Raw genomic sequence first — 21,814 nt, 5'->3', positions numbered from 1 at the left:
GCCGTACCGGGGTGTAACGACCGTCGGTGCCGGGTCATTCCGCCGGCGGCCGGGGCGTCGGGCGGCCCGGGGGTGCTGCTGCGGTCGTACGGATGGTGTAACGCCGGGGGCGGGGTCGAGATTCCGGCCCGGGGGCGCCGCCGGTCACGGCGACCGGGGCCGGACCGGTTGATACCGGACAACGGTCGCACCGGCACCCGGGGGCGTACCGCCCACCCGGGACGGGCGGGTCGTCACGGGGTGATCCGGGACTCGACCTTCGCGGCGCAGGCGGCCACCACCGACCGGGCGTCCAGGCCCAGGCTCTCGATGGCGACCAGAGCGGTGAAGACCACGTCGGCCAACTCGGCGGCCACCTCCTCGTGGCTGTGGGTGACCCCCTTGCGGGGGTTCTGGCCGAGCGCGCCGATCCACGCGCCGGCCGCCTCCCCGACCTCCTCGCCGAGCTTGAGGATGCGGCAGGTCAGCTCCGTCTGGTCGGTGCCGTTCGCGGCGTCCAGCCAGGCGCGGGCGGCACGGGCCGCGTTCCAGATCACCTCGTCCACCCGTCCAGTGAACCGGACGGGGGTGGCGGTCCGTGCGTGGGGGCGGTCACGGCACACCCGGGACGGACGGTGCCCGCCGGACCGGATGGTCCGACGGGCACCGGGTACCGCAGCGGTTCCGGGTCAGCGGGTCATGCCGAACCGTTGGCGACGCCGCCAGCCGAACGCGGTGAGCATCAGCACCACACCGGCGCCGACCAGCCCGCCGCCGACCTTCAGCGGTGTGCTCAGGTTGTCACCGGTCACCGGCAGGTGCGGGTGCGGCTTCTTCTTCGGCAGCACGGTGATCGTCGTGCTGGCCGTACGGCCCGAGGTGCGCCCCGTCGCCGTGAAGGTGATCCGCCCGACGTCGCTCGGCCGGTAGCTCACGGTGAAGTTGCCGTTCGCGTCGGTCTGCGCCGTGAAGTGCCGCGGCGCGGGCTGCGGCTGCGAATAGTCGACCTTCACCATCGCGACGGTGGTGCCGTCGCTGCGTCGGGCCGGGGCCTGCCCCGGAACGGCCGCGGCGAGGGGCGCCACGGTGACGTCGATGTCGACGATCTCGTTCGGCCCGAAGCCGGTGCCGGTGAGCACCACCGTCTCACCGAGGAAGATGGTCGTCGGGTTGGCCGTCAGCGAGGGCGTGACGGGCGGATACGGTGGCGGCTGCGGCGTGCTGTCGGCGGGTGGCTGCGGCTGAGCAGCCCCCGCGGCGGTCGGCACGGCCACGATGGCCAGACCGACCGTCAGCGCCATGAGAATGCGGGATAGCCGCATGATGGTCTCCTCCTACTGTTTGCAGCTAGGTGCGGGAACTACTTGGGTGGTCCATGGGGTGGCGGTCGGTGTGTGCCACAGTTCGGGGGTGCCGGTGGTGTTCCTGCCGGTGAGCAGGTCCACGTCGAGGGTCCGGGTAGCGCCGGGGGCGACGTCGACGGTGGCGATGACCACCTGCCGCCGACGCTCTATCCCACTGCCCAGCGAGGTCGGTTTTCCGTCGACCCGGGCGCTGAGCACCGTGCCGCCCGCCGGGCTGTAGATGGAGATCAGGGTCCGGGCCGTGTACGGGTCACCGGCCATGCCGAGGCCGAGCACGGACTTGGCCAGACCCGAGTCGGGGGCCGAGGAGTGCAGGGTGAAGCGCAGCTTGAGCTGCCGCCGCCCCTCGTCGGCACAGTCACCGGCGGTGAGGATCGCCGTCGGCCGCAGGTAGTAGCCGAGCTTCGCGCCGCTGCCGTCGTTGAGGAAGACCCCGACGGTCGGGGTGCTCTCCTGTTCGGGAAGCGCACCGGCGAGCCGGGTGTCGGCGAACGTCCGCTGTTCCGTGGATCGGGCACTCCAGAACAGTATCCGTCTTTCCGTGATGGAGCGGTCCAAAGCCGACAAAAGCACTCTTGGGTTGACCTTCTTCGTGAGGAAGGCGTCGAAGACCGCAGAGGCCGAGGCGGCGAAGAAGGCGTCCTGCCCGGTGTCGTCGCGGCCCTGGTAGGCATCGCTGAGCAGGGTGCGCACCACCTGGGTGCTGACCAGGGTGGCGTCGCCGGGCACCTGCACCGGGCCGGTGGCCTGGAGCAGGTAGGACAGCATCACCGGGTCGACGGTCAGCACCCCGTCGACGGTCACCCCGCTGTGCCTCCGGTACATCTCGCGGTAGAGCTTCGCGGCGGCCGGGAAGTTCGGACTCAGGTTGACGTCGGCCGGATAGATGCCCGGCAGGTCGGTGTAGAGCCGGCGCACCTCGTCGTCCACCCGCAGCGCGGGGGTGAACCGCCCGAACTGGGCGCTGGTGCCCTGCTCGCGCATCCGGATCCGCCCGTCGTCGGCGTGGATCACCGCGTACGCGCCGAACATCCCGCCGGTGGCGCGCAGCTCGGCGAGGTTCTGCGAGAGCAGCAGGTAGGTGCGGGGACCGTCCGCGCCGAGCAGGGCGGGCAGTACCCGGGCGCCCCGGTCCGCCGCGCCGGTCAGCCCGGCCAGTCTGTCGATCTCCGCCCGCAGCTCGGTCAGCGCCGTGCCGAGCTGACTGACCAGGTCCTCGGCGGGTACCGCGTCGAGGCCGGCCCGGGACCGGCGCACGGCGGCGTCGGCGGCGGTCAGGTCCGCCGAGGCGGCCCGCAGCCGGGCCAGGTCCAGCCGTCCCTCGGTCGGCACCAACGTGGTCAGGTCGGTGCGCAGCAGCGCCGGAAACGCCTCCCGGGCCAGGTCGTCGATGGCCACCGCGATGGTCCGCACGGCCGCCACGTCGTCCCCGGCGTACGGGGTGTGCCGGGCGAGCTGCCAGCCGGGGTCCCCGGTGGCGGTCCGGGCCGCCCCGGCCTGCTCCTGCAACGCCGCCAACGTACGCCGGGCCCGGTCGAGGTCACCACCGACCACCTGGGTGCTCAGCTCCCGGGCGAGCCCGGCCGCGTTGACCAGGTGGGCGCGTGCCTGCCAGCCGCGGAACCCCACCCAACCGGCGGCACCGAGCAGCACCGACCCGACGACCAGGCAGACCAGCAGGGCCCGGCGGACCCGTCGCCGGGTCCGCCGCCGTAGTCTCCGTCGGCCGCTGCGCGGCCTACCGCTCTCCGCCACCCGTTGCCCCGCTCTCACTTTCGGGCGATATGACCATTCATGAGCTTTGTAGCACGAAAAATACCGCTGTCATGCTGTTACCGAATTTTCGTACTTGGGTCACTACGCCAGGGATTTCCCGGCAGGCACCCGGGGGGACGCCACGTCCCGCAGCAACGACTCGATCCGGTCCACCCCGGCCCGCAGCGACATCTCCCGCAGGTAGGTCTCCCGCCCCCGCCGCCCCATCTCCGCCCGCGCGGGCGGTGGGATCGTGCTGGCCAGCCAGAACCGGTCGGCCAGCGCGGCCCAGTCCTCGGGCGGGCAGGACAGCCCGGCCCGGGCCCGCTCCACCAGCGCCGCGGTGTCACCCCCGGCCGAGGCGACCAGCGGGGCGGCACAGGCCAGTGCGGACTGCACCTTGCTCGGCACCGTCCCGTTCAGTTCCGGCAGATCCCGCAGGGTCACCAGCTGGTAGTCGGCGGCGGCGTACAACTCGGGCATCTCCCACGGCGACCGCCGGTCGAGGAACCGCACGTTGCCGGCCCCGAGGTCGCCGGCCAGCCCCCGGACCCGCCGCTCCTGCGTCCCGGAGCCGACCAGCACCAGATCCATCCGGTCGGGCAGCGCCGCGGCCGCCCGGACCGCCGTCTCCAGGCCCTGCCGTTCACCGATCGTGCCGGCGTGCATGACGACGCAGCGCGCGTCCCCACGGACCAGCGCCTGGGCGGCCCGGCCGGCACGCACCGGTTGGAAGATCCGCTCGTCGGTCCAGTTGGGCACGGTACGCACCCGGTCTTCGGCGACCCCGTCGGCGAGCACCAGGTCCCGCATCGAGGGGGCGGTGACCGCCACCGCGTCGGCCGCCCGCAGCACCCGGCGCATGGTGGTGGTGATCCGCCCGGGTCGCTGCGGTTCGGCCGCGGCCTCCCCGGTCCAGAGATCCTGCACGTGCAGCACGGTGGGCACCCGGCCGAGCAGCCGCAGCAGCCCGGCCACGGCGAAGCTGGTCGCGGGGAACTGGAAGACGTAGAGCACGTCGACGCCGGCCAGGTAACGCCGTCCGGCGAGCGCCGCGCTGCCGGCGAACGAGAGGTAGCCGGCCATCCGGGCGGTGGGCGAGGCGTCGCCGCCGGCATAGCGGGGCACCCGCCGCACCGTCAGCCGCTCACTGTGGGTCAGATGCCGCCAACGCTGCCGCCACCCGGGATAGACGTGGCCGCCGGGATAGTCCGGGAAGCCGGTCAGCACCCGCACCTCGTGTCCGCGCCGGGCCAGCTCCTCGGCGAGACTGCCGGGGATGAAGGCCGGTTCCGGCGGGAAGTGGTACGACAGGATTCCGACCCTCATCGCCGTGCTCCCCCCTGCGTACCAGCGAGGCGGTGGTGACCGGCCGGCCGGCCGGCGCGGCCCCGGGCCGGGAGGCGACGGCGGACCGTCGCCCCCGACCCGCGGGGTCCGCGCGTCGCCCCACCCGCAGGCGACCCGGCCGGCCCGGCGGCGGCACTCATCGCGGCAGCCGGGTGAGTTCCTGCGTCCGGTCTGCGGCCGGGTGCAGCCCCTGGTCGTCGCGGTGGGCAGCGGTGGCCCGGTCGGCAGGCACCGACGCCGACGACGCGGTGGCGATCCGGTACGCCTCGTACTGGTAGGCGTCCGCACGGGCCACCTTGGCCATGTTGAGCACACACCCGAGCAGTCGCACCGACACCGAGTGCAGGGACCGGGCCGCCGCGGCGGCCTGGGCCCGCGAGGTACGCCCCTGCTGGGTGACGAGCAACGCGCCGTCGGCCTGCACGGCCACCACCACGCCGTCGGTGACGGCCAGCAGAGGCGCGGTGTCGATCACCACGATGTCGGCGGACTCACGCAACGACAGGAGCAGGTCGGCCATCGACTTGGACCCCAACAGCTCGCTCGGGTTCGGCGGGGTCGAGCCGCTGGGCAGCACCAGCAGGGACTTGTCGCCCCAGCGCTGCACCACGTCACCGACCTGGACGTCGCCGACGAGCACGTCGGTGAGCCCGACGCCGCCGTCGACGCCGAGGTAGTCGGCGACCTTGGGACGACGCAGGTCGGCGTCGACCAGCAGCACCCGCCAGCCCGCCTCGGCCAGCGCGATCGCCAGGTTGCAGGACAGGGTGGTCTTCCCCTCCCCCTGCAACGCGCTGGTCACCGCGATCACCCGGGCCGGCTCGTGCACGTCCACGAAGCGCAGGTTGGTCCGCAGCTTGCGGACCGCCTCCGCCCGGGCCGAGGTCGCCGCCTCGCCGACGATCAGTGGCGCCGCCTTGGCCCCCTGGTCGAACGGGATGTCGCCGAGCAGCGGACTGCCGGTCGCGCGTTGCAGGCCGGCGGCGTCACGCAGCCGGACGTCGACCATGCCGCGCAGCACGGCGAGCGCCACGCCGAGCAGGAGCCCGACCAGGACACCGAGGGCGAGGTTGCGGTTGGGCTGCGGGGAGACCGGGCTGGCGCTGACCCGGGGGCCGCCCACCACCTCGATCCGGGTCGGTCCGGCCTTGCCGTCCGACGTGGTCTCGATCTTCGAGACCAGCTCGACGAACTTGGCCGACAGCGCCTCGGTGACCTTCATGGCCCGGGTCTGGTCGGTGTCGGTGACGCTGGCCCGCAGCAGCACGGTGCCCGGCTCGGTCGAGGTGGCGACCCGGCGTTGGATGTCGTCGGCGGTGAGGCCGAGGCCGGAGTCGGCGACCACGGCCTGCGCCAGACGGTCGCTGCGCAGCAGGTCGGCATACGACTTGACCCGCTGCTGGAGGAAGAGTTCGCCCTGGTAGGCGTTGCTCACGCCCTGGTTGGGGGCGGTGACGAAGAAGGTCACCGAAGCCACGTACCGGGGCGCCGTGCGGACCGTGACCAGCGCCGCCGAGCCGACCGTCAGCATCAGCGTGACCAGGACGATCCACCAGTGTCGGCGGACCAGGCGCAGGCAGGTGCGGACGTCCATCACGCCCTCCGTTCCGGCGGAACGGCCAGCTGGTGAAAAAGCACGAAGTCTCCCTAGGTTCCTATAACGGCGTGAGAGTATCTAAACGCAGCGAGTAGTCCCTTAAGTTGCAAAAACAACGTATACGATACAAACCGCTTGTCAGTGCCGAATCCTCGCAATCACGGAACAAAACGCAGAGGACGCCAATGAACCACGTAGACCCCCGGCCCGACGACGACCCCAGCCAGCGGCGCGACTGGGTCACGCGACGCGCGAAGGCCCTGTCCTTGCTAACGCTCGACACCGCTTCCTGGTGCGCGGGTTTCCTGGTCGCCTCCTGGGCCCGGTACGAGTTCGGCATCACCCCCCGGCAGTGCGCCCTGGCCCTCGGCGCCGCCGGCGTGTGCGCGGTGATCCACGCGGCGCTCGAACAGGTCCGGTTCACCGCCCGGGGCCGGCACCCGGTCGGCAGCGTCGGCGAGGCCCGCGACCTGGGCGGGACCGTCGTGCTGGCCGCCGCCGTTGCGCTGGCCGCGCTGCTGCCGATGGCCGAACGGCCCATCCCGGCCAGCGTGCCGATCCTCGGCGCCGCCGTGGCGTTGCTGCTGATGGGGGCCGGCCGGGTCACCTACCGGTGGCGACGCGACCGCGACACCCGGCCCGCCCGCTCGGCCGACCGGACCCTGATCTACGGGGTCGACGCGGCCAGCGAACGCCTCGTCCGGGTGCTGCTCGGCGACCCGACCAGCGGATACCTGCCGGTGGGGCTGCTCGACGACGACCCCGAGCGGCAGGGACTGCGGGTGGCCGGGCTACGGGTGCTCGGCGGCCGGGAGCAACTGATCCAGGCCGTCCGCGCCACCCGGGCCGGCACGGTGATCTTCTCGATCAACGGCTCGGACGCCGAGCTGATGCGCGACGTCCGCAGCCGCACCCTGCAGGCCGGTGCCGCGTTCAAGGTGCTGCCGCCCGTACGCGAACTGCTGGACCGCCCGGTCACCGCGCACGCCGTGCGCGACCTGCAACTCACCGACCTGCTCGGACGCGCCCAGCGGGTGGCCGACCTGCCGGTGGAGCGCAACGGGCTCGCCGGACGCCGGGTCCTGGTCACCGGCGCGGGCGGCTCGATCGGCTCCGAGCTGTGCCGGCAGATCGCCCGCTGCGACCCCGGCGAGCTGATGATGCTCGACCGCGACGAGTCGGCGCTGCACGCGCTACAGATGTCGCTGCACGGCCGGGCGCTGCTGGACGGGCCGGAACTGATCCTCGCCGACCTGCGCGACGCCGACCGGATCGCCCGGATCATCGCCGAACGGCGGCCCGACATCGTCTTCCACGCCGCCGCCCTCAAACACCTCACCCTGTTGCAGCGGCACCCGGGCGAGGCGGTCAAGACCAACGTCCAGGGCACGCTGAACGTGCTGGAGGCATGCCGCGACGTCGCCGAGTTCGTGAACATCTCCACCGACAAGGCCGCCAACCCGATCAGCGTCCTGGGCTACTCCAAGCGGATCACCGAGCGGCTGACCGCGCACTACGCCGAGCGGTACGGCGCGGCGTTCCTCAGCGTCCGGTTCGGCAACGTGCTCAGCAGCCGGGGTTCGGTGCTCACCGCCTTCCAGGCCCAGGTCCGGGCCGGGCTGCCGATCACCGTCACCCACCCGGACGTGACCCGCTACTTCATGACCGTGCAGGAAGCGGTGCACCTGGTGCTCCAGGCAGCCGTCGTCGGCCGGGGCGGGGAGGCGCTGGTGCTCGACATGGGCGAGCCGGTACGCATCGCCGAGGTGGCCCAGCGGCTGGCGGCCGAGGCGGCCCAGCCCCCCGAGATCGTCTACACCGGCCTGCGCCCCGGGGAGAAGCTGCACGAGGACCTGTTCGGCGTCGACGAGATCGACAGCCGGCCGCTGCACCCGCTCATCTCCCACGTCCGGGTCCCCGCGCTCGACCCGGCCGGACTGGCCGGGCTCGACCCGTACGGCGACCCGGACGAACTGGTCAAACGACTCGCGGCATGCTGCGACGGGCAGCTCGCCCGGGTCGACGACACCCCCCGGTTGTCCACCCTGCCCGCACCACGCTGAACCCACCGTCCGCCCGGTGTGTGCCGCCGGGCGGACGGTGGCCGGCCGGTCAGCGGCGTCGCCGGGCCGCGTCGTCCCGCTCGTCCGGTTCGGTCGCCTCCAGCGCCTCGGTGGCCGACCCGGTCAGGTCGTCACCCGGCACCGCGACCGCCTCGGCCCGGTCCTGCTCGTCGGGGCGTCCGCCCGGCGGGGGTTGCGGAGCGGTCGCCCCGCCCGCGAAGCCGTACTCGTTCGGCTCGTCGTGCCGGCTCATAGCGGAATCCTTCCGTCACACGTCCGGTTCGTGCCCTGCTGCCCCCGGTGGGGATGTGCTCGGCTTACCCACGGCGGGGGGTCGGTAGTCGGCGGCGCGGCCGGCGACGCCGGGGCGAGGCCGGACCAGAGCATCCGGCGCAGCACGACGACCGCGACCGCCGACGCCAGCGCCGTCCAGCCCGGCCCGCCGGCCAGCCGTAGCAGGCCCGCCGCGACCAGCAGGTCGAGCAGGACCCGCAGGGCGGTCCGCCAGGATCCGACGGTCAGCAGCACCACACCGCCGACGCCGAGGGCGAGCGTGCTCACCACCGTGGCGAGCAGCACCGCGAGGTCGGTCATCCGGGGTTCCCGCCACTGCCGCCCGACGCCGGCTGTGGGTCGGGGCGCGGCCCGTCACCGGCTTCCACCTGCCGTTTCTCCTGGGCGATCTCCCGGCGCAGCACCACGTTCAGCGCGGTCCGGATGGTGGCGATCGCCGCCAGCTGACCGAGCTGGGCGAAGGTCGGTGAGACCGCGGTCCGCAGGATGTCCGCCGCGAGCTGGAACTCCAGGCCGAGGGTGAGGAAGCGGCCGAGGGAGAGCCGGATCGGGGTGAACACGGCGGCGCTGCGGTGCCGCAGCCCCTCGACCACGATCCGCAGCGCCGCCCAGAGCGCGCCGACGACGATGACGGCCGCGCCGATGGTCTCCACGACCCCCACCACGACCGCGTCGCCGTGGCGCAGCAGTTCGTCGACCCCCACCGGGTGGCGTTACCCGCCCGCACCGCGGCTAGTCAGGACAGCTCCCGTACCGCCTCCAGGATCAGCCACAGGCCGCAGATGGCGAAGAGCACCGCCGCGCCGTACCGGATGGTCCGCTCCGGCAGGTGCCGGCCGAGCAGCCGGCCGACCAGGATGGCCAGCGCGTCGGCAGCCACCATGCCCAGCGTCGAGCCGAGCCAGGTGCCGAACCAGCCGTACTTGGTGGCCAGGGTGATGGTGGCGAGCATCGTCTTGTCGCCCAGCTCGGCCAGGAAGAACGCGACACCGACGGCGACGATGGCGGACTTGCCGGTCTTCTCCGCCTTGCGCTTCTCCTCCTCGGTGAGCTTGTCCCCGCGCAGCGTCCAGACGCCGAAGCCGAGGAACGCCAGGCCGGCGACCAGCGAGATCCACCCGGTGGGCAGGGCCGCGTTCAGGCCGACCCCGATCGCCACCGAGGCCAGGTGCACGATCGCGGTGGCGACGGTGATGCCGATCAGCACCGGGACCGTCTTGAAGCGGGTGGCGAACGTGAGCGCCATGAGCTGGGACTTGTCCCCCAGTTCGGCGACGAAGATGACGCCGAAGCTGACGACCAGCGCGACGAGGAAACCGTCCATGAGTAACCTTCCCGATCAGGCCGGGAGGAGGTGACGGGGCGACCTCGACCCGGCTGTGTTGACAGCCCGAGTCGAAGGTCTCGCCCGCCCCACCGTTGGTGGGGCCGCGTGGCCGGGTGCGGAACGCACCAGTGTGTCGACCACGACATTGGGGGCTACTCCCCTTCGCGCGGTCAGCCTAACCGACCGCCCCGACCGGCCGGTGTGCCGGGTGCGTCACGTCACCCCGGAGGGTGCCCATCGACGCCCCGACGCACCGGGCCGGCGGTGTCGTCACCGACGGTCGGGCCCGGTCGGCGGCGGACCGGCCGGCCTGACCGCCGACGGTCAGGCGGCGCGGGCCAGGGTCACCCCGAACAGGCCGGCCGGATCGGTCCAGAACTCCGTCGGCAGGAACCCGGCCGCCGTCAGCTCCGCGCCGATCCCCGCCGGCCGGAACTTCGCCGACACCTCCGTGCGCAGCTCCTCGTCGGCGGCGAAGTCGACGGTCAGGTCGAGCGCGTCGACGCGGACCCGCATCGGGCGTCGGGCCCGTAGCCGCATCTCGATCCACTCCTGCGTCGGGTCCCAGCGGGCGACGTGGGCGAACGCGTCCGGGTCGAAGTCGGCGGCCAACTCCCGGTTGATCACCCGCAGCACGTTGCGGTTGAACTCGGCGGTGACCCCGGCCGCGTCGTCGTACGCCGGGACGATCACCGCCGGGTCCTTGACCAGGTCGGTGCCGATGAGCAGATGGTCGCCCGGCTCCAGGGCGGAGCGCATGGCTGCCAGGAAGTCGGCCCGCTCGGCCGGCACCAGGTTGCCGATGGTGCCGCCCAGGAAGACCACCAACCGGCGGCCACCGGTCGGCAGCCGGTCGAGGTGCCTGGTGAAGTCGCCGACGATGCCGCGTACCCGCAGCTGCGGATAGTCGGTGGCGATCTGCGCGGTGGACTGCCGCAGCGCGCTCACCGACACGTCCAGCGGCACGAAGGTGCCCAGCCCACCGTGCCTGGTGAACGCGTCGAGCAGCAGCCGGGTCTTCTCCGACGAACCGGAGCCCAGCTCGATCAGGGTCTTCGCCCCGGTCAACGCCGCGATGTCGGGTGCCCGGACGGCCAGCACCGCCCGTTCCGCCCTTGTCGGGTAGTACTCCGGCAGCCGGGTGATCTCCTCGAACAACTCGCTGCCCCGGGCGTCGTAGAACCACTTCGGGGGCAGCCACTTGGGGTCGGCGGCCAGCCCGGTCCGCACGTCGGACCGCAGCGCCCGGTCGAGGTCCCGTTCCTGAAGGTAGATCTCCAGCGGTTCCGCGCTCATGTCGTCCTCTCCCTGCATCGCGAAGGTGCTGTTGGGTCGGGTCAATCCAGCTCGCCGACGTGCACGCCGTCCGGTCCCGCCCGGACCCACCGCCGGTCGGGCACCTCCCGCCAGCCGGGCGTGTCGTCCACCGGTTCGGAGGCCAGCAGCGCCGTGCGGTCGTCGGCGCGCACCGACAACGCGTGCCCCCACACGCTCGCCACCACCGACACGCCGTCGGTGAGCAGCAGGTTCAGCCGTGATCCCGGGGCCGCGGCGGCCACCTCCCGGACGGTCGCGGTGACCGCCTCGGTCGGCGACGCGCCGGCCCGCAGCCGGTGCCGCACCAGCGCCCACAGCAGCGCCGAATCGGTCGGCGCGTCGAGGGTGAGCAGGTCCCGCACCGGCAGGCCGCCGGCCGGCCCGAGCACCGCGTCCGGCCAGCCGCGCACCACCCCGTTGTGGCTGAACAGCCACCGTCCCTCGGCGAAGGGCGCGGCGGCGCTCTCCTGCACCGGCATACCGACGGTGCCGGAACGCACCGCCGCCAGCACCGCGCCCGAGCGGGTCACCGCGGCCAGCTCGGGCAGCGTCGGGTCGGACCAGATCGGGCCGGCCCGGCGGTACCGCACCGGGTTCCGGGTGCCGCCGGCGTCGCCAGCGGCCGTCCCGTCGGGATACCAGCCGACGCCGAAGCCGTCGGCGTTGACCGTCCCACCACCACGCATGTCCCGGGGGGCCCAGGACTGCCGGACCAGCGAGTGCGGCGGCTCGTACAGCAGTGACCGCAGGGTCACCGGGGGGCCGAGGTACGCCAGGTGCCGGCACATCAGGCGACACCGCCTCTCACCCGTGGGCCTCCTCGGGATGGGCGTCACGGGCGCAGCGGAAACCGCTGAAGATCTGCCGCCGGATCGGGTGGTCCCAGTTGCGGAAGGTGCCCCGGCAGGCCGCCCGGTCGGTGCCGAACGAGCCGCCGCGCAGCACCCGGTAGTCGCCGCCGAAGAACACCTCGGAGTACTCCCGGTAGGGGAAGACGGCGAAGCCGGGATGGCCGTGGAAGGGGCTCGCCGTCCACTCCCAGACGTCGCCGATCAGCTGGTGCACGCCGAGCGGCGAGGCACCCGCCGGGTAGGCCCCGACCGACGCCGGCCACAGGTGCCGCTGCCCCAGGTTGGCGTGCTCGGCGGTCGGCTCGTCGTCACCCCACGGCCAGCGCCGGGACCGGCCGGTCGCCGGGTCCCAGCGGGCCGCCTTCTCCCACTCCGCCTCGGTGGGCAGCCGTTTGCCCGCCCACCGCGCGTACGCCTGCGCCTCGTGCCAGCAGACGTGCACCACCGGCTCGTCGTCGCGTACCGGGGCCCACCGGCCGAACCGCTGGTACGCCCAGCCGTCGCCGTCGCGCCGCCAGTGCATCGGCGCGGTCAGCCCGGCCTCGGTGCGGTGCCGCCAGCCGGCCGCGCTCCACCAGCGCGGGTCGTCGTACCCGCCGTCGGCGAGGAACTGCCGGTACGCCCCGTTGGTGACCGGCGCGGCGTCGATGACGTACGCGGGCAGGTCGACGGTGTGCGCCGGACGTTCGTTGTCCAACGCCCACGGGTCGGTCGAGGTGCCCATGGTGAACGGCCCCGCCGGCACCAGCACCTCGGCGGCGACCCGGGCCCGGGGCTCGGGAGGTGGGGGCGCGTCGAGCACCGGTGGCCCGGAGCGCAGTTGGTGGGTGGCGAGCATCGTCTCGTCGTGCTGCTGCTCGTGCTGCACGATCATGCCGAAGACGAAACCGTCTTCGACCAGCGGCCGGTCGGTGAACCGGATCCCGTCGAGCAGGTCGTGCACCTTGTCCCGCACGGTCGCCACGTAGGCCCGCGCCTCGGCCGGGGGCAGCAGCGGCAGGGCGGGGCGGTCCTTGCGGGGCTGCTTGAACGCGTCGTACAGGTCGTCGATGTCGCGGCGTACCGGCTCCCGCCCGCCGACATCGCGGACCAGCCACAGTTCCTCCTGGTTGCCCACGTGGGCGAGGTCCCAGACCAGGGGGGACATCAGCGTCGAGTGCTGCCGGACCAGGTCGTCGTCGTCGACCGCGCCGGTCAGGGCGTCGGTGCGGGCCCGGGTCCGGGCCAGTTCGGCGGCGATCCGGCTGCGCAGCGGCTCGGCCTGCGCGTCCGGTCGTTCGGTGGTGGTCACCGCTCTCCCCTCTCCGCAGCGGCGATCCGTCGGCGGATCCCGCGGTCGATCTCGTCGTGGGTCTCGGTCGGCAGGTCCGACGTCGACAGCGTCTCCCGGGCCAGGTCGAGCAGGGCCGCGGCGGCTCTGGCCAGGGCCGGGTCGGCCAGCCCCTGCCGGGCGGCGGTGCGCCAGCGGTCGGCCACCGGCGCGGCGATCGTGCGGGCCGCCCGCACCGTCCGGTCGTCGCCCAGCAGCGCGGTCAGCACGGCCAGCGGAAGCGTCCAGTCCCGGCCGGGTTGGGCGTCGAGGTAGCGGACCTCCAGGTAGCCGCGCGGACGCACCGGTGGGAAAAGGGTGCTGACGTGGTAGTCCAGGTCGTCGGTGGTGGGCGGGTCGGGCAGCGCCCCGGCGATCCAGTCGGCGAACGTGACCCCGGGCGGGGGTGTCCAGTCCGGGCCGGCGTGGCGCAGGCAGAGCAGTGGCGCGGCGAGGACGTACTCCGTCCAGGCGGCGACCGGGTCCCGGTCCGGCTGGTGCGCCGACCAGACCGGCCCGGTGCGGGCCGGGTCGATGTCCAGCCAGGCGGCCATCCGGGCGGACGCCCAGCCGGTGGGCCGGCCGGCGTGCCGGTCGGCGGTGGCGAAGGCGGCCACCAGTGGTGGCCCGATCGCGTGCACCGCCGCCCAGCGCTCGGCCAGGCCGGCGGCCGGGCCGACGTCGAGGCAGACCTGGAGGCCGGCGGTGCTGTACATCATGGTCTGCCCGGCCGGGCCACGCCGGTCGAAGACGCAGCGCATCGCGCGGTAGCGCGGGGTGTCGACCACCGGGCGGGGGGCCCGCCACGGGTCGATGCCGGTCTGCCCGCGCACCAGTCCGGCACGGGCGAGCAGGGCGTCAAGTTCGTCGATGTCGGCCTGGGTGGCCGAGACCAGCGCGGCGACCGAGGATCGCGGCGGGGTGGACACCTCCACCTGGCCGCCCGGCTCGACGGTCACGGTGCTGCCGTGCCGCAGGGGGCGGGCCGGGCCGGTGTCGTCCAGGGTGGGTGGGCTGTGTGGCCCGAGTGCCGCTCGCAGCCGCGCCCGGTCCAGTGGTCGGGCGGGGTCGGCGGCGTCGTGGACGGTCCATTCCAGTTCGACGCCGGTGAGGGTGGGTGGCCCGGTCTTGAAGCAGATGCGGGCCAGATGCCCGGCCGCCCCGGCAACCTCGCCGAGCACGGTCGACCGGTCCAGCCCCGGCGACGTCACCACGAGACGGTTTCCTCCCGACGCAGGGTCCGGCCGTGCCGGCCGGTGGGCACGGCCGCCGTGGGCCCTCCCGTCCTCCATCTTCTGTCTCGGGGGCCGATCCCGCAGACCTGACGGGAAGAAATAATTGTGAAGCCTTTTCGACTAGTTCTTGGGGCCGGGCCCGCCGCCGGTGCCGGCCGGACCGCCGCTGGTGGCGGGTGGACCGGTGGTGGCGTGCGGGCCGCCCGCACCGCCGGGCGCAGCGGACGTTGGGCGCTGCGGGACGAGGGCGCGGCAGTACGCCTCCACCCGGTCGGGCCCACCTGCGGCGGCCACCAGGTCGGCAAAGCCGGGCCTGGTCAACGCCTTCGCCCGCTGCGCGGGCGGTTTGGCCAGGTACGCCCGGCACTGCCCGACCAGCCTGCCGGCGTTCGCCGGCCCGCCCGGAGCGGGCGGGCCGGGTGGCGCGGGTGGGGCCGAGGGGCCGCCGCCGGGCGCGGTGCCGCCGGGCCGCCGCGACGGGGTCTGCCGGGACGGCTCGGACAGGAACGGGGACGGCCGGACCGATCCGGTCCCGGTGACGGACGGGACGGGTCCGGGTGTCCGCTCGGCGGGACGGTCGAGGGCCACGGTGGCGAAGGCCACCCCGGCGGTGGCGGTGGCGGCCAGTCCGGCGATCCAGGCCACCACGCCGGTGGTCAGCCGGGGACGCCGCCGGCCGGCCGGGTCGGGCCCGGGTGCCGGCGCGCCCCGCGCGGCCCGGAACGCCGCCAGCGCCGCCTGCTCACCGGCGAACTCGTCGGGTCGCGCCGGTGCGGCGGCTGCGGCCAGCAACCGGGTGAGCGGATCGTCGGTGGACGGCGCGACCCCGGGCGCGGTCGGGCCGAGCAGCCGCTCGGCCTCGGCCCGGCTCACCCGCCGGCCGGAGCGGGCCGACCGGCGGATGTTCATCCAGTCTCCCCTCATGTCAGCCGTCCGCCGGCTCGGCCCGCGACGCGTGCGGCGTCGGCCGGGGGCGGGGCGGGGTGACCCGCTCGTCGTCGGACGACCGGGGAGCGTCGCCGCGTTCCAGCATCGCGGCCAGCCGGCGCAGCCCCCGGTGGGCGGCGGTGCGGACCGCGCCCGCCCGCCGGCCGAGCACCCGGCCGGCGGTCTCGGCGTCCAGCCCGATCACCGCCCGCAGCAGCACCGCCTCCGCCTCCCGGGGCGGCAGGGTGGCGATCAACGCCAGCGCGGACTCGGTGCCGATCGTCTCGCCGGCCCGCTCGGCGGTGTCGGCGTCGCCGGCCAGGTCGCTGAGGTCCTGGACGGGCACCGGCAGGGACGGGCGACGACGCTGCCGGCGCAGGTGGTCCATGGCCCGGTTCCGGGCAATGGTCACCGCCCAGGCGCGGAACTCCCCGCCGGTGAACCGGGACAGGTCCCGGGCGATCTGCAACCAGGTCTCGGAGGCCACGTCCTCGGCGTCCGGGCCGACGAGCGCGGTGAGGTAGCGCAGCAGGCCCGGCTGGATGCTGCGGTAGAGCACCCGGAACGACTCCTCGTCGCCGGCCTGCGCCGCCGCGACCGCCCCGGACAGGTCGTCGGTCACGGCCGGGCCGCCCCGCCGACCGACCCGGGCCGGCGGTCGGCGGACATGCCGCCACCCCGGCCCGACCAGCGGACCCCTTCGCGCACCTTCAGCCCCCCGCTGCCCCGCTCGCACCCGACACCGGAGGTCGGGTGACCCGTCGGGCACGCCGCCGGGAGAGTACGGCGTCGGGTCTGGGCGCGGTACCGGCACCGGGACGCGCCAGAGGGGGCAACACTAGGAGGCGGAGCGGGGCGCAGGCAAGCGGTCAACGGGGCGGAAAGGGTGAGATAGATCAATCTCGCTGGCGGCGCGTCGGAGTAACACCGATCACCGTCCGGACGCCCACCCGTGACGTCGGTCGGACCGGCCGCGAGGTCACGACGCGCGACCGGTGACCACCCGTCAGTTGCCGGTGACCGCCCGTCAGATCGGTCCCCGCCGGGACCTGGACGGGTCGTCCCCCGAAAAACCGGAAGGGATATCGGCGTCTGCCGGACGGGAGCACCCTGGGTACGGTATGGGGGTGTTGTCATCCGAGGTCGTGCTCAGCGGTCGCTACCGCCTGGACGAACGTGTCGCCACCGGCGGCATGGGCGATGTGTGGCGGGCCACCGACCTAGTTCTCGGTCGCCAGGTCGCGGTGAAGGTGCTGCTGCCGGCGCTCGTCTCGGACCCCGACTTCATCGCCCGGTTCCGCGCCGAGGCGCGGATCATGGCCGCGTTGCGCCACCCCGGCATCGTGCAGGTCTTCGACTGCGGTGAGGACCGGCTCGCCGACGGCAGCCGGGCCGACTACCTGGTCATGGAGTTCGTCGAGGGCGAACCGCTGTCGCGGCGGATCGAGTCCGCCGGCCACCTGGACGTGGCCGAGACGATGTCGGTCGTCGCCCAGGCCGCCCAGGCCCTGCACGCCGCGCACGCCGGCGGCATCGTCCACCGCGACGTCAAGCCGAGCAACCTGCTGGTGCAGGAGGACGGCACGGTGGTGCTCGTCGACTTCGGCGTCGCCCGCTCCACCAATGTGACGAGCATCACCAGCACGAACGCGGTGCCGGGCACCGCCCTCTACATGGCGCCCGAGCAGGCGTCCGGCCGGCCCGTCTCGGCCGCGACCGACATCTACGCCCTCGGCGCGGTGGCCTACTGCTGCCTGACCGGGCAACCGCCGTTCACCGGGGACAACCCCCTCCAGGTGGCCGTGCGGCACCTGGACGACGAGCCGCCGGAGCTGCCCGCGGACATCCCGGCGGCGGTCCGGGCCCTGGTGGCACGGGCCCTGGAGAAGGACCCGGCGGACCGCTTCGCCACCGGCGCCGCAATGGCCACCGCCGCCCGCGTCGCCGCCGGTGACGACACCGCCGGCACGACCGCGCTGGTGACGCCGCCGTTGCGCGACCCGTCGGGGGCCGACGATGTCCGCGTCGGTGCGGTGGCCGACCAGCGGACCGTGGTCGGCTCGGGGCCACGGCGGGGCCGGCGGGGCTCACTGGTCGGCGCGCTGGCCGCCGTGCTGGTGGCGTTGACGGCGCTCGGCGCGGCGCTGGGTGCCGCGAAGTCGCTCGACAACGGGGTGCCGAACATCCGCAGCACCGGGCCGGCCGTGGCGCCCACCGAACGGACGGAGGTCCCGGCGCTGGTCGAGGAGACCGGCTCCGACGAGTCACCGCGTCCGCCCCGGCCGACCAACCAGTACGAGAAGCCGTCCCCGTCGGTCTCGGTCAGCCCGACGCCGCTGCCGGACGGCTCGTCCCCGCCGCTGCCGACCAAGTCCGCGACACCCGCCCCGACGGACCCGGTCACCAGCGAGCCCGCCCCGTCGGACCCGCCCACCACCGGGCCGCCCGGAAGCGACCCGACGGCGACCCCGACCGAGGCGGGCGGCGGGGGCGGCACCAACCAGGTGCCCCCCGGTGTCTGACCGGTCGTCGCGGGACACCTGGAACACCGAGGACCCAGGAACACCAAAACGGACGTAGATCGCCATATCGCCATCTAGGCTCCCTGCAAGGACACGCTTGCAGGGAGCACCGGGTGAACGCACAGAAGCTGGTCGTCATCGGTCAGGGATACGTCGGACTGCCGTTGGCCATGCGCGCCGTCGAGGCCGGGCTGGACGTGGTCGGGTTGGACGTGGATGCCGACCGGGTCAAGCGGCTCGCCTCCGGCGAGTCCTTCGTCGAGGACATTCCGGCCGACCGGCTGGGCCGGGCCCTGGCCAGTGGGCGGTACCGGCCGAGCACCGAGTACCCGGACGCCGAGGGCTTCGACATCTGCGTTATCACCGTACCCACCCCGCTACGCGACGGGGTCCCCGATCTGAGCTTCGTCGAGCAGGCCGGCACCGCCGTCGGCCCGTACGTCCGGCCCGGCTGCACGGTGGTGCTGGAGTCGACCACCTACCCGGGGACCACCGAGGACCTGCTCCGGCCGCTGCTGGAGGCGGCGAGCGGGCTGCGCAGCCCCGGTGACTTCCACCTCGGTTACAGCCCGGAGCGGATCGACCCGGGCAACCCGACGTGGCGGCTGGAGAACACCCCGAAGGTGGTGTCCGGGGTGGACGCGGCGTCGCTGGAGCGGGTGGACGGCTTCTACCGGCGGCTGGTCGAGCGGACCGTGCCGGTGGACTCCACCCGGGTGGCCGAGCTGACCAAGCTGATCGAGAACACCTTCCGCCAGGTCAACATCGCGTTGATCAACGAGCTGGCGATGGCCTCCCACCAGCTGGGCATCGACGCCTGGCAGGCCATCGAGGCCGCCTCGTCCAAGCCGTTCGGGTTCATGCCGTTCCGGCCCGGCCCGGGGGTCGGCGGGCACTGCCTGCCGATCGACCCGTGCTACCTGTCCTGGCAGGTCAAGCGCACCCTGGGCCGGCCCTTCCGGTTCATCGAGTTGGCCGACGACATCAACCACCAGATGCCCGAGCACGTGGCCCAGCGGGTGATGGCCGGGTTGAACCGGATCGGCCGGCCGGTCAACGGCGCCCGGCTGCTGCTGCTCGGGCTGGCGTACAAGAAGAACACGGGTGACATGCGCGACTCGCCGGCGGTCGACGTGGCCCGCCGGTTGCAGGCGCTCGGCGCGGACGTGCACGCGGTGGAGCCGTACGCCGAGCCGCAGCACATCCCGGGCGGGGTGGTGGTGGTCGACCTGACCGCGCGGGAGGTCGCGGCGGCCGACGCGGTGGTCCTGGTGACCGACCACGACAGCTTCGACTACGACCTGGTCACCCGGCACGCCCGGTACGTCTTCGACACCCGGGACCGGTGCCGGGGCGCGATGGTGGAACGGCTCTGACCGTCGCCCCGCCGACCGACGGGGCGACGGCCGGCGGTCACTGCCCGCCGAGCGCCTCGACCACCGGGCGGGCCAGGGCACGCCGGGCCGGCAGCACCGAGGCGGCCAGCGCGGCGAGCACCGCCACGGCGAGGATCAGCCCGAGCCGGCCCCAGGGCAGCACCAGCGTGAAGCCGCCACCGAGGCGGGCCACGAAGGCCACCGCGCCGGCGCTGACCGCGACCCCCAGCGCGGTGCCGAGCACCGCTCCGACCAGGGCGGTCAGCACCGCCTCCAGGGCCAGCAGCAGCCGCATCCGCCTTCGGGACAGCCCCACGGCGCGCAGCACGGCGTGTTCCCGGGTGCGTTCCACCACCGAGAGGCTGAGCGTGTTCGCGACGCCGACCAGGGCGATCACCACGGCCAGGCCGAGCAGCGCGGTGACGAAGGCGAGCAGCATGTCCACCGTGCCGGTGAGCATCCTCTTGTAGGCCGCCTGGTCCATCAGGTTCACCGTCGGGTACCGGGCGGCCACCGCCTCGATGGCGGCGCGGGCCCGTTCGGCGGGCACCCCGTCGGCCGGTTCGACCTCGGCCAGTTGGCCGCGTTCGTCGGGATAGAGCGCGGTGAAGTCGCTGTCGGCCAGGTCGACCACGTGCCCGGCGGGCACCCCCTGCGACGTCGGGCCGTCGGCGGCGACCACGGCGGCCACCCGGAACGGACGCCCGGCGACGGTGACCGTCGACCCCACCCGCCAGCCCCGGGCGGCGGCCAGCTCGCGGTGCACCAGCACCGACCCCGGCCCCAGGTCCGCGACGTCCCCGGCGTCGACCGCGTCGAGGGTACGCCGGGCCAGCGCCGGGTGGGCCGAGCGCAGCTCGACACCGTCGACGACCCGGTTGCGGTGCTCGTGCACCACTCCCACCTCGGGTCGGGCGGCCAGCTCGGCGGCGAGCGGGGCGGGCAGCTCGACACCGACGCCGGTGACCACGAAGTCGACGCCGACGCGGGCGTCGACCGCCCGCTCGATGCCCACCTTGACGCTGCCCGCGCCGACCACGAACGCCGAGACCAGCCCGATGCCGATCACCAGGGCGGTGGCGGTCGCCGACACCCGGCGCGGGTTGCGGCCCGCGTTGGCCACGGCGAGCGCCGCGGTGGCCCCGAACACCTGCCGCAACGGCCTGCCGAACAGCCGGACCAGCACCGGCACCAGCAGCGGACCGAACAGGACGATCCCGAAGAAGGACAGCACCCCGCCCACGGCGACCAGGACGATCTGCCCGACGGCGGCGGCCCCGGCCAGCGCGGCGATGCCGGCCAGGCCGACCAGCGCGCCGAGGGTCAGCCGGACCCGCCCGACGCCCCGGGCCGGCTGCCCGGCGGCGGCGGTGAGGGCGGCCACCGGCGGCACCCGGGTGCCCTGCCAGGCGGGCAGCAGCGCGGACCCGACGGTGACCAGGGTGCCGAGCAGCAGGCTGAGCCCGACCGTCCGGCCGGTCACCGTCAGGCCGGCGACGGTCAGCGGCAGGTCGAGCCGGGGGACCAGGACCGCCGCCCCGGCGGCCAGCCCGGTCCCGAGCCCGATCCCGAGGGCCGAGCCGGCCAGTCCGAGCACCGCCGCCTCCAGCACGGCGGCCCCGAAGACCTGCCCCCGCCGGGCCCCCACCAGCCGCAGCAGCGCGGTCCGCCGGGTCCGCTGGGCGAGCACGATGGCGAAGGTGTTGGCGATGACGAACCCGGCCACCACCACCGCCACCCCGGCGAAGATGAGCAGCACCAGGCGGAACTGGTCGAGGTCGCGCACCCCGTCCTCGACGGCCTCGTCGAGGATGCGCTGCCGCGACTTGACCGTGGCGTCCCCGCCGACCACGGCGGCCACCCGGTCGGCCAGGGCCGGCCCGGCGGTCCCCGGGGCGGCGGCCACCATGATCCGGTCGTAGCCCGGTCTCCCGCCGACGGCCAGCGCGTCCACGCCGACCAGCCCGACGAACGGGCCGCCGACGTCACGCGTGCTGTCGGCCACGTCGACCGTGCCGACCAGGGTGTACGGGCGGGCCGCGCCGGTCGCGCCGCCGACGCCGACCGGACCGCCGAGGGTGAACCCCTGCGCGGCGACCGTGGGCGCGTCGAGGACCACCTCGCCGGGGCGGTCGGGCAGCCGGCCGGCGACCACGTCGTAGGAGCGCAACGCGGGTCCGGTGGGGATCGCGGCGAGCAACCCGACGCCGAGCACCGGCCGGCCGTCGACGCCGACCACCCCGACCAGGGCGGTCAGTTCCCCGGCGGCCTCGGCCACCCCGTCGACCGTGCGCACCCGGTCGACCAGGGACGGCGGCAGGGTGGCCCGGTCGGGGTAGACGCCCAGGTCGGTGTGCCTGTCGAAGGCGCCGGCCCGCGCGTACGCCCCGGCCTGCATGCCGTCGGTGAGCATGAGCGTGCCGGCGACGAAGGCGACGCCGAGCACGATCGCCACCGAGGAGAGCAGCAGGCGCAGCGCGTCGGCGCGCAGCGTACGCAGGGTCAGCCGCCACATGCCGGTCACCGCCCCCACCGGCAGCGGCCGGCC

At 74.3% G+C, this 21,814-nt stretch carries 19 protein-coding genes; 3 read left to right on the top strand and 16 right to left on the bottom strand.

The annotated features are described in order from the left end of the window. Positions 1–233 precede the first annotated feature (233 nt). The 5 genes from ACN267_RS07825 to ACN267_RS07805 form a co-directional block, all read right to left on the bottom strand. Entirely contained in the window at positions 234–545 is a 312-nt protein-coding gene (locus tag ACN267_RS07825) for a MazG-like family protein (protein ID WP_204960675.1), read from the bottom strand. A gap of 123 nt (positions 546–668) precedes the next feature. Continuing rightward, a complete protein-coding gene (locus ACN267_RS07820) occupies positions 669–1,301 on the bottom strand; it encodes a hypothetical protein (RefSeq protein WP_204960674.1) in 633 nt (210 codons plus the stop codon). Positions 1,302–1,313: 12 nt separating this feature from the next. After that, a complete protein-coding gene (locus tag ACN267_RS07815; protein ID WP_281897237.1) occupies positions 1,314–3,116 on the bottom strand; it encodes a DUF4012 domain-containing protein in 1,803 nt (600 codons plus the stop codon). A gap of 84 nt (positions 3,117–3,200) precedes the next feature. Further along, the gene (locus tag ACN267_RS07810; protein ID WP_421488289.1) at positions 3,201–4,427 is read right to left on the bottom strand and encodes a glycosyltransferase family 4 protein; all 1,227 of its coding nucleotides are present in this window, start codon (positions 4,425–4,427) and stop codon (positions 3,201–3,203) included. 157 nt (positions 4,428–4,584) lie between these two features. After that, entirely contained in the window at positions 4,585–6,042 is a 1,458-nt protein-coding gene (locus tag ACN267_RS07805; protein WP_204960672.1) for a polysaccharide biosynthesis tyrosine autokinase, read from the bottom strand. Positions 6,043–6,230: 188 nt separating this feature from the next. Between ACN267_RS07805 and ACN267_RS07800 the strand changes: the two genes are divergently transcribed. Then, on the top strand, positions 6,231–8,108 hold the full coding sequence (locus tag ACN267_RS07800) for a polysaccharide biosynthesis protein (RefSeq protein WP_421488288.1): 1,878 nt from the start codon (positions 6,231–6,233) through the stop codon (positions 8,106–8,108). Positions 8,109–8,157: 49 nt separating this feature from the next. Here the strand turns inward: ACN267_RS07800 and ACN267_RS07795 are convergent, their stop codons facing one another. The 10 genes from ACN267_RS07795 to ACN267_RS07750 form a co-directional block, all read right to left on the bottom strand. After that, entirely contained in the window at positions 8,158–8,361 is a 204-nt protein-coding gene (locus tag ACN267_RS07795; RefSeq protein WP_204960670.1) for a hypothetical protein, read from the bottom strand. Beyond that, the gene (locus ACN267_RS07790) at positions 8,358–8,702 is read right to left on the bottom strand and encodes a hypothetical protein (protein ID WP_421488287.1); all 345 of its coding nucleotides are present in this window, start codon (positions 8,700–8,702) and stop codon (positions 8,358–8,360) included. Before ACN267_RS07790 ends, ACN267_RS07795 begins: the two co-directional genes overlap by 4 nt. After that, positions 8,699–9,106: a DUF1622 domain-containing protein gene (locus ACN267_RS07785; protein WP_421488286.1), complete on the bottom strand. Its 408-nt coding sequence runs from the start codon at positions 9,104–9,106 to the stop codon at positions 8,699–8,701. The genes ACN267_RS07790 and ACN267_RS07785 overlap by 4 nt, the downstream gene beginning before the upstream one ends. Positions 9,107–9,138: 32 nt before the next feature. Further along, positions 9,139–9,726: a TMEM165/GDT1 family protein gene (locus ACN267_RS07780; protein ID WP_204960667.1), complete on the bottom strand. Its 588-nt coding sequence runs from the start codon at positions 9,724–9,726 to the stop codon at positions 9,139–9,141. 327 nt (positions 9,727–10,053) lie between these two features. After that, complete coding sequence (gene egtD / locus ACN267_RS07775; protein WP_421488285.1) at positions 10,054–11,025, bottom strand: L-histidine N(alpha)-methyltransferase; 972 nt, start codon at positions 11,023–11,025, stop codon at positions 10,054–10,056. A gap of 41 nt (positions 11,026–11,066) precedes the next feature. Further along, positions 11,067–11,834, bottom strand: a complete 768-nt coding sequence (gene egtC / locus ACN267_RS07770) for an ergothioneine biosynthesis protein EgtC (RefSeq protein ID WP_204960665.1) — start codon at positions 11,832–11,834, stop codon at positions 11,067–11,069. Positions 11,835–11,850: 16 nt separating this feature from the next. Continuing rightward, positions 11,851–13,188, bottom strand: coding sequence for an ergothioneine biosynthesis protein EgtB (gene egtB, locus ACN267_RS07765; protein ID WP_421488284.1), 1,338 nt, complete (start codon positions 13,186–13,188; stop codon positions 11,851–11,853). Then, on the bottom strand, positions 13,185–14,420 hold the full coding sequence (gene egtA, locus ACN267_RS07760) for an ergothioneine biosynthesis glutamate--cysteine ligase EgtA (RefSeq protein ID WP_421488283.1): 1,236 nt from the start codon (positions 14,418–14,420) through the stop codon (positions 13,185–13,187). The genes egtB and egtA overlap by 4 nt, the downstream gene beginning before the upstream one ends. A 141-nt stretch (positions 14,421–14,561) precedes the next feature. Next, entirely contained in the window at positions 14,562–15,350 is a 789-nt protein-coding gene (locus tag ACN267_RS07755) for a hypothetical protein (protein ID WP_204960662.1), read from the bottom strand. Between the two features lie 16 nt (positions 15,351–15,366). Then, positions 15,367–15,990, bottom strand: a complete 624-nt coding sequence (locus ACN267_RS07750; RefSeq protein WP_421488282.1) for an RNA polymerase sigma factor — start codon at positions 15,988–15,990, stop codon at positions 15,367–15,369. A 499-nt stretch (positions 15,991–16,489) separates the two neighbouring features. Between ACN267_RS07750 and ACN267_RS07745 the strand changes: the two genes are divergently transcribed. Together ACN267_RS07745 and ACN267_RS07740 are read left to right on the top strand one after the other, a co-directional pair. Continuing rightward, positions 16,490–17,890: a serine/threonine-protein kinase gene (locus tag ACN267_RS07745; protein ID WP_204960660.1), complete on the top strand. Its 1,401-nt coding sequence runs from the start codon at positions 16,490–16,492 to the stop codon at positions 17,888–17,890. Between the two features lie 113 nt (positions 17,891–18,003). Beyond that, positions 18,004–19,266, top strand: coding sequence for a nucleotide sugar dehydrogenase (locus ACN267_RS07740; protein WP_204960659.1), 1,263 nt, complete (start codon positions 18,004–18,006; stop codon positions 19,264–19,266). Positions 19,267–19,303: 37 nt separating this feature from the next. Here the strand turns inward: ACN267_RS07740 and ACN267_RS07735 are convergent, their stop codons facing one another. After that, complete coding sequence (locus tag ACN267_RS07735; protein WP_421490399.1) at positions 19,304–21,781, bottom strand: ABC transporter permease; 2,478 nt, start codon at positions 21,779–21,781, stop codon at positions 19,304–19,306. Between the last annotated feature and the right edge of the window lie 33 nt (positions 21,782–21,814).

The sequence above is a fragment of the Micromonospora sp. WMMD734 genome, assembly GCF_049178975.1.
Taxonomy (GTDB): Bacteria; Actinomycetota; Actinomycetes; order Mycobacteriales; family Micromonosporaceae; genus Micromonospora; species Micromonospora wenchangensis.
Note: the sequence above shows the minus strand (reverse complement) of the source record. Positions and strands in the feature narration are given on the sequence as shown.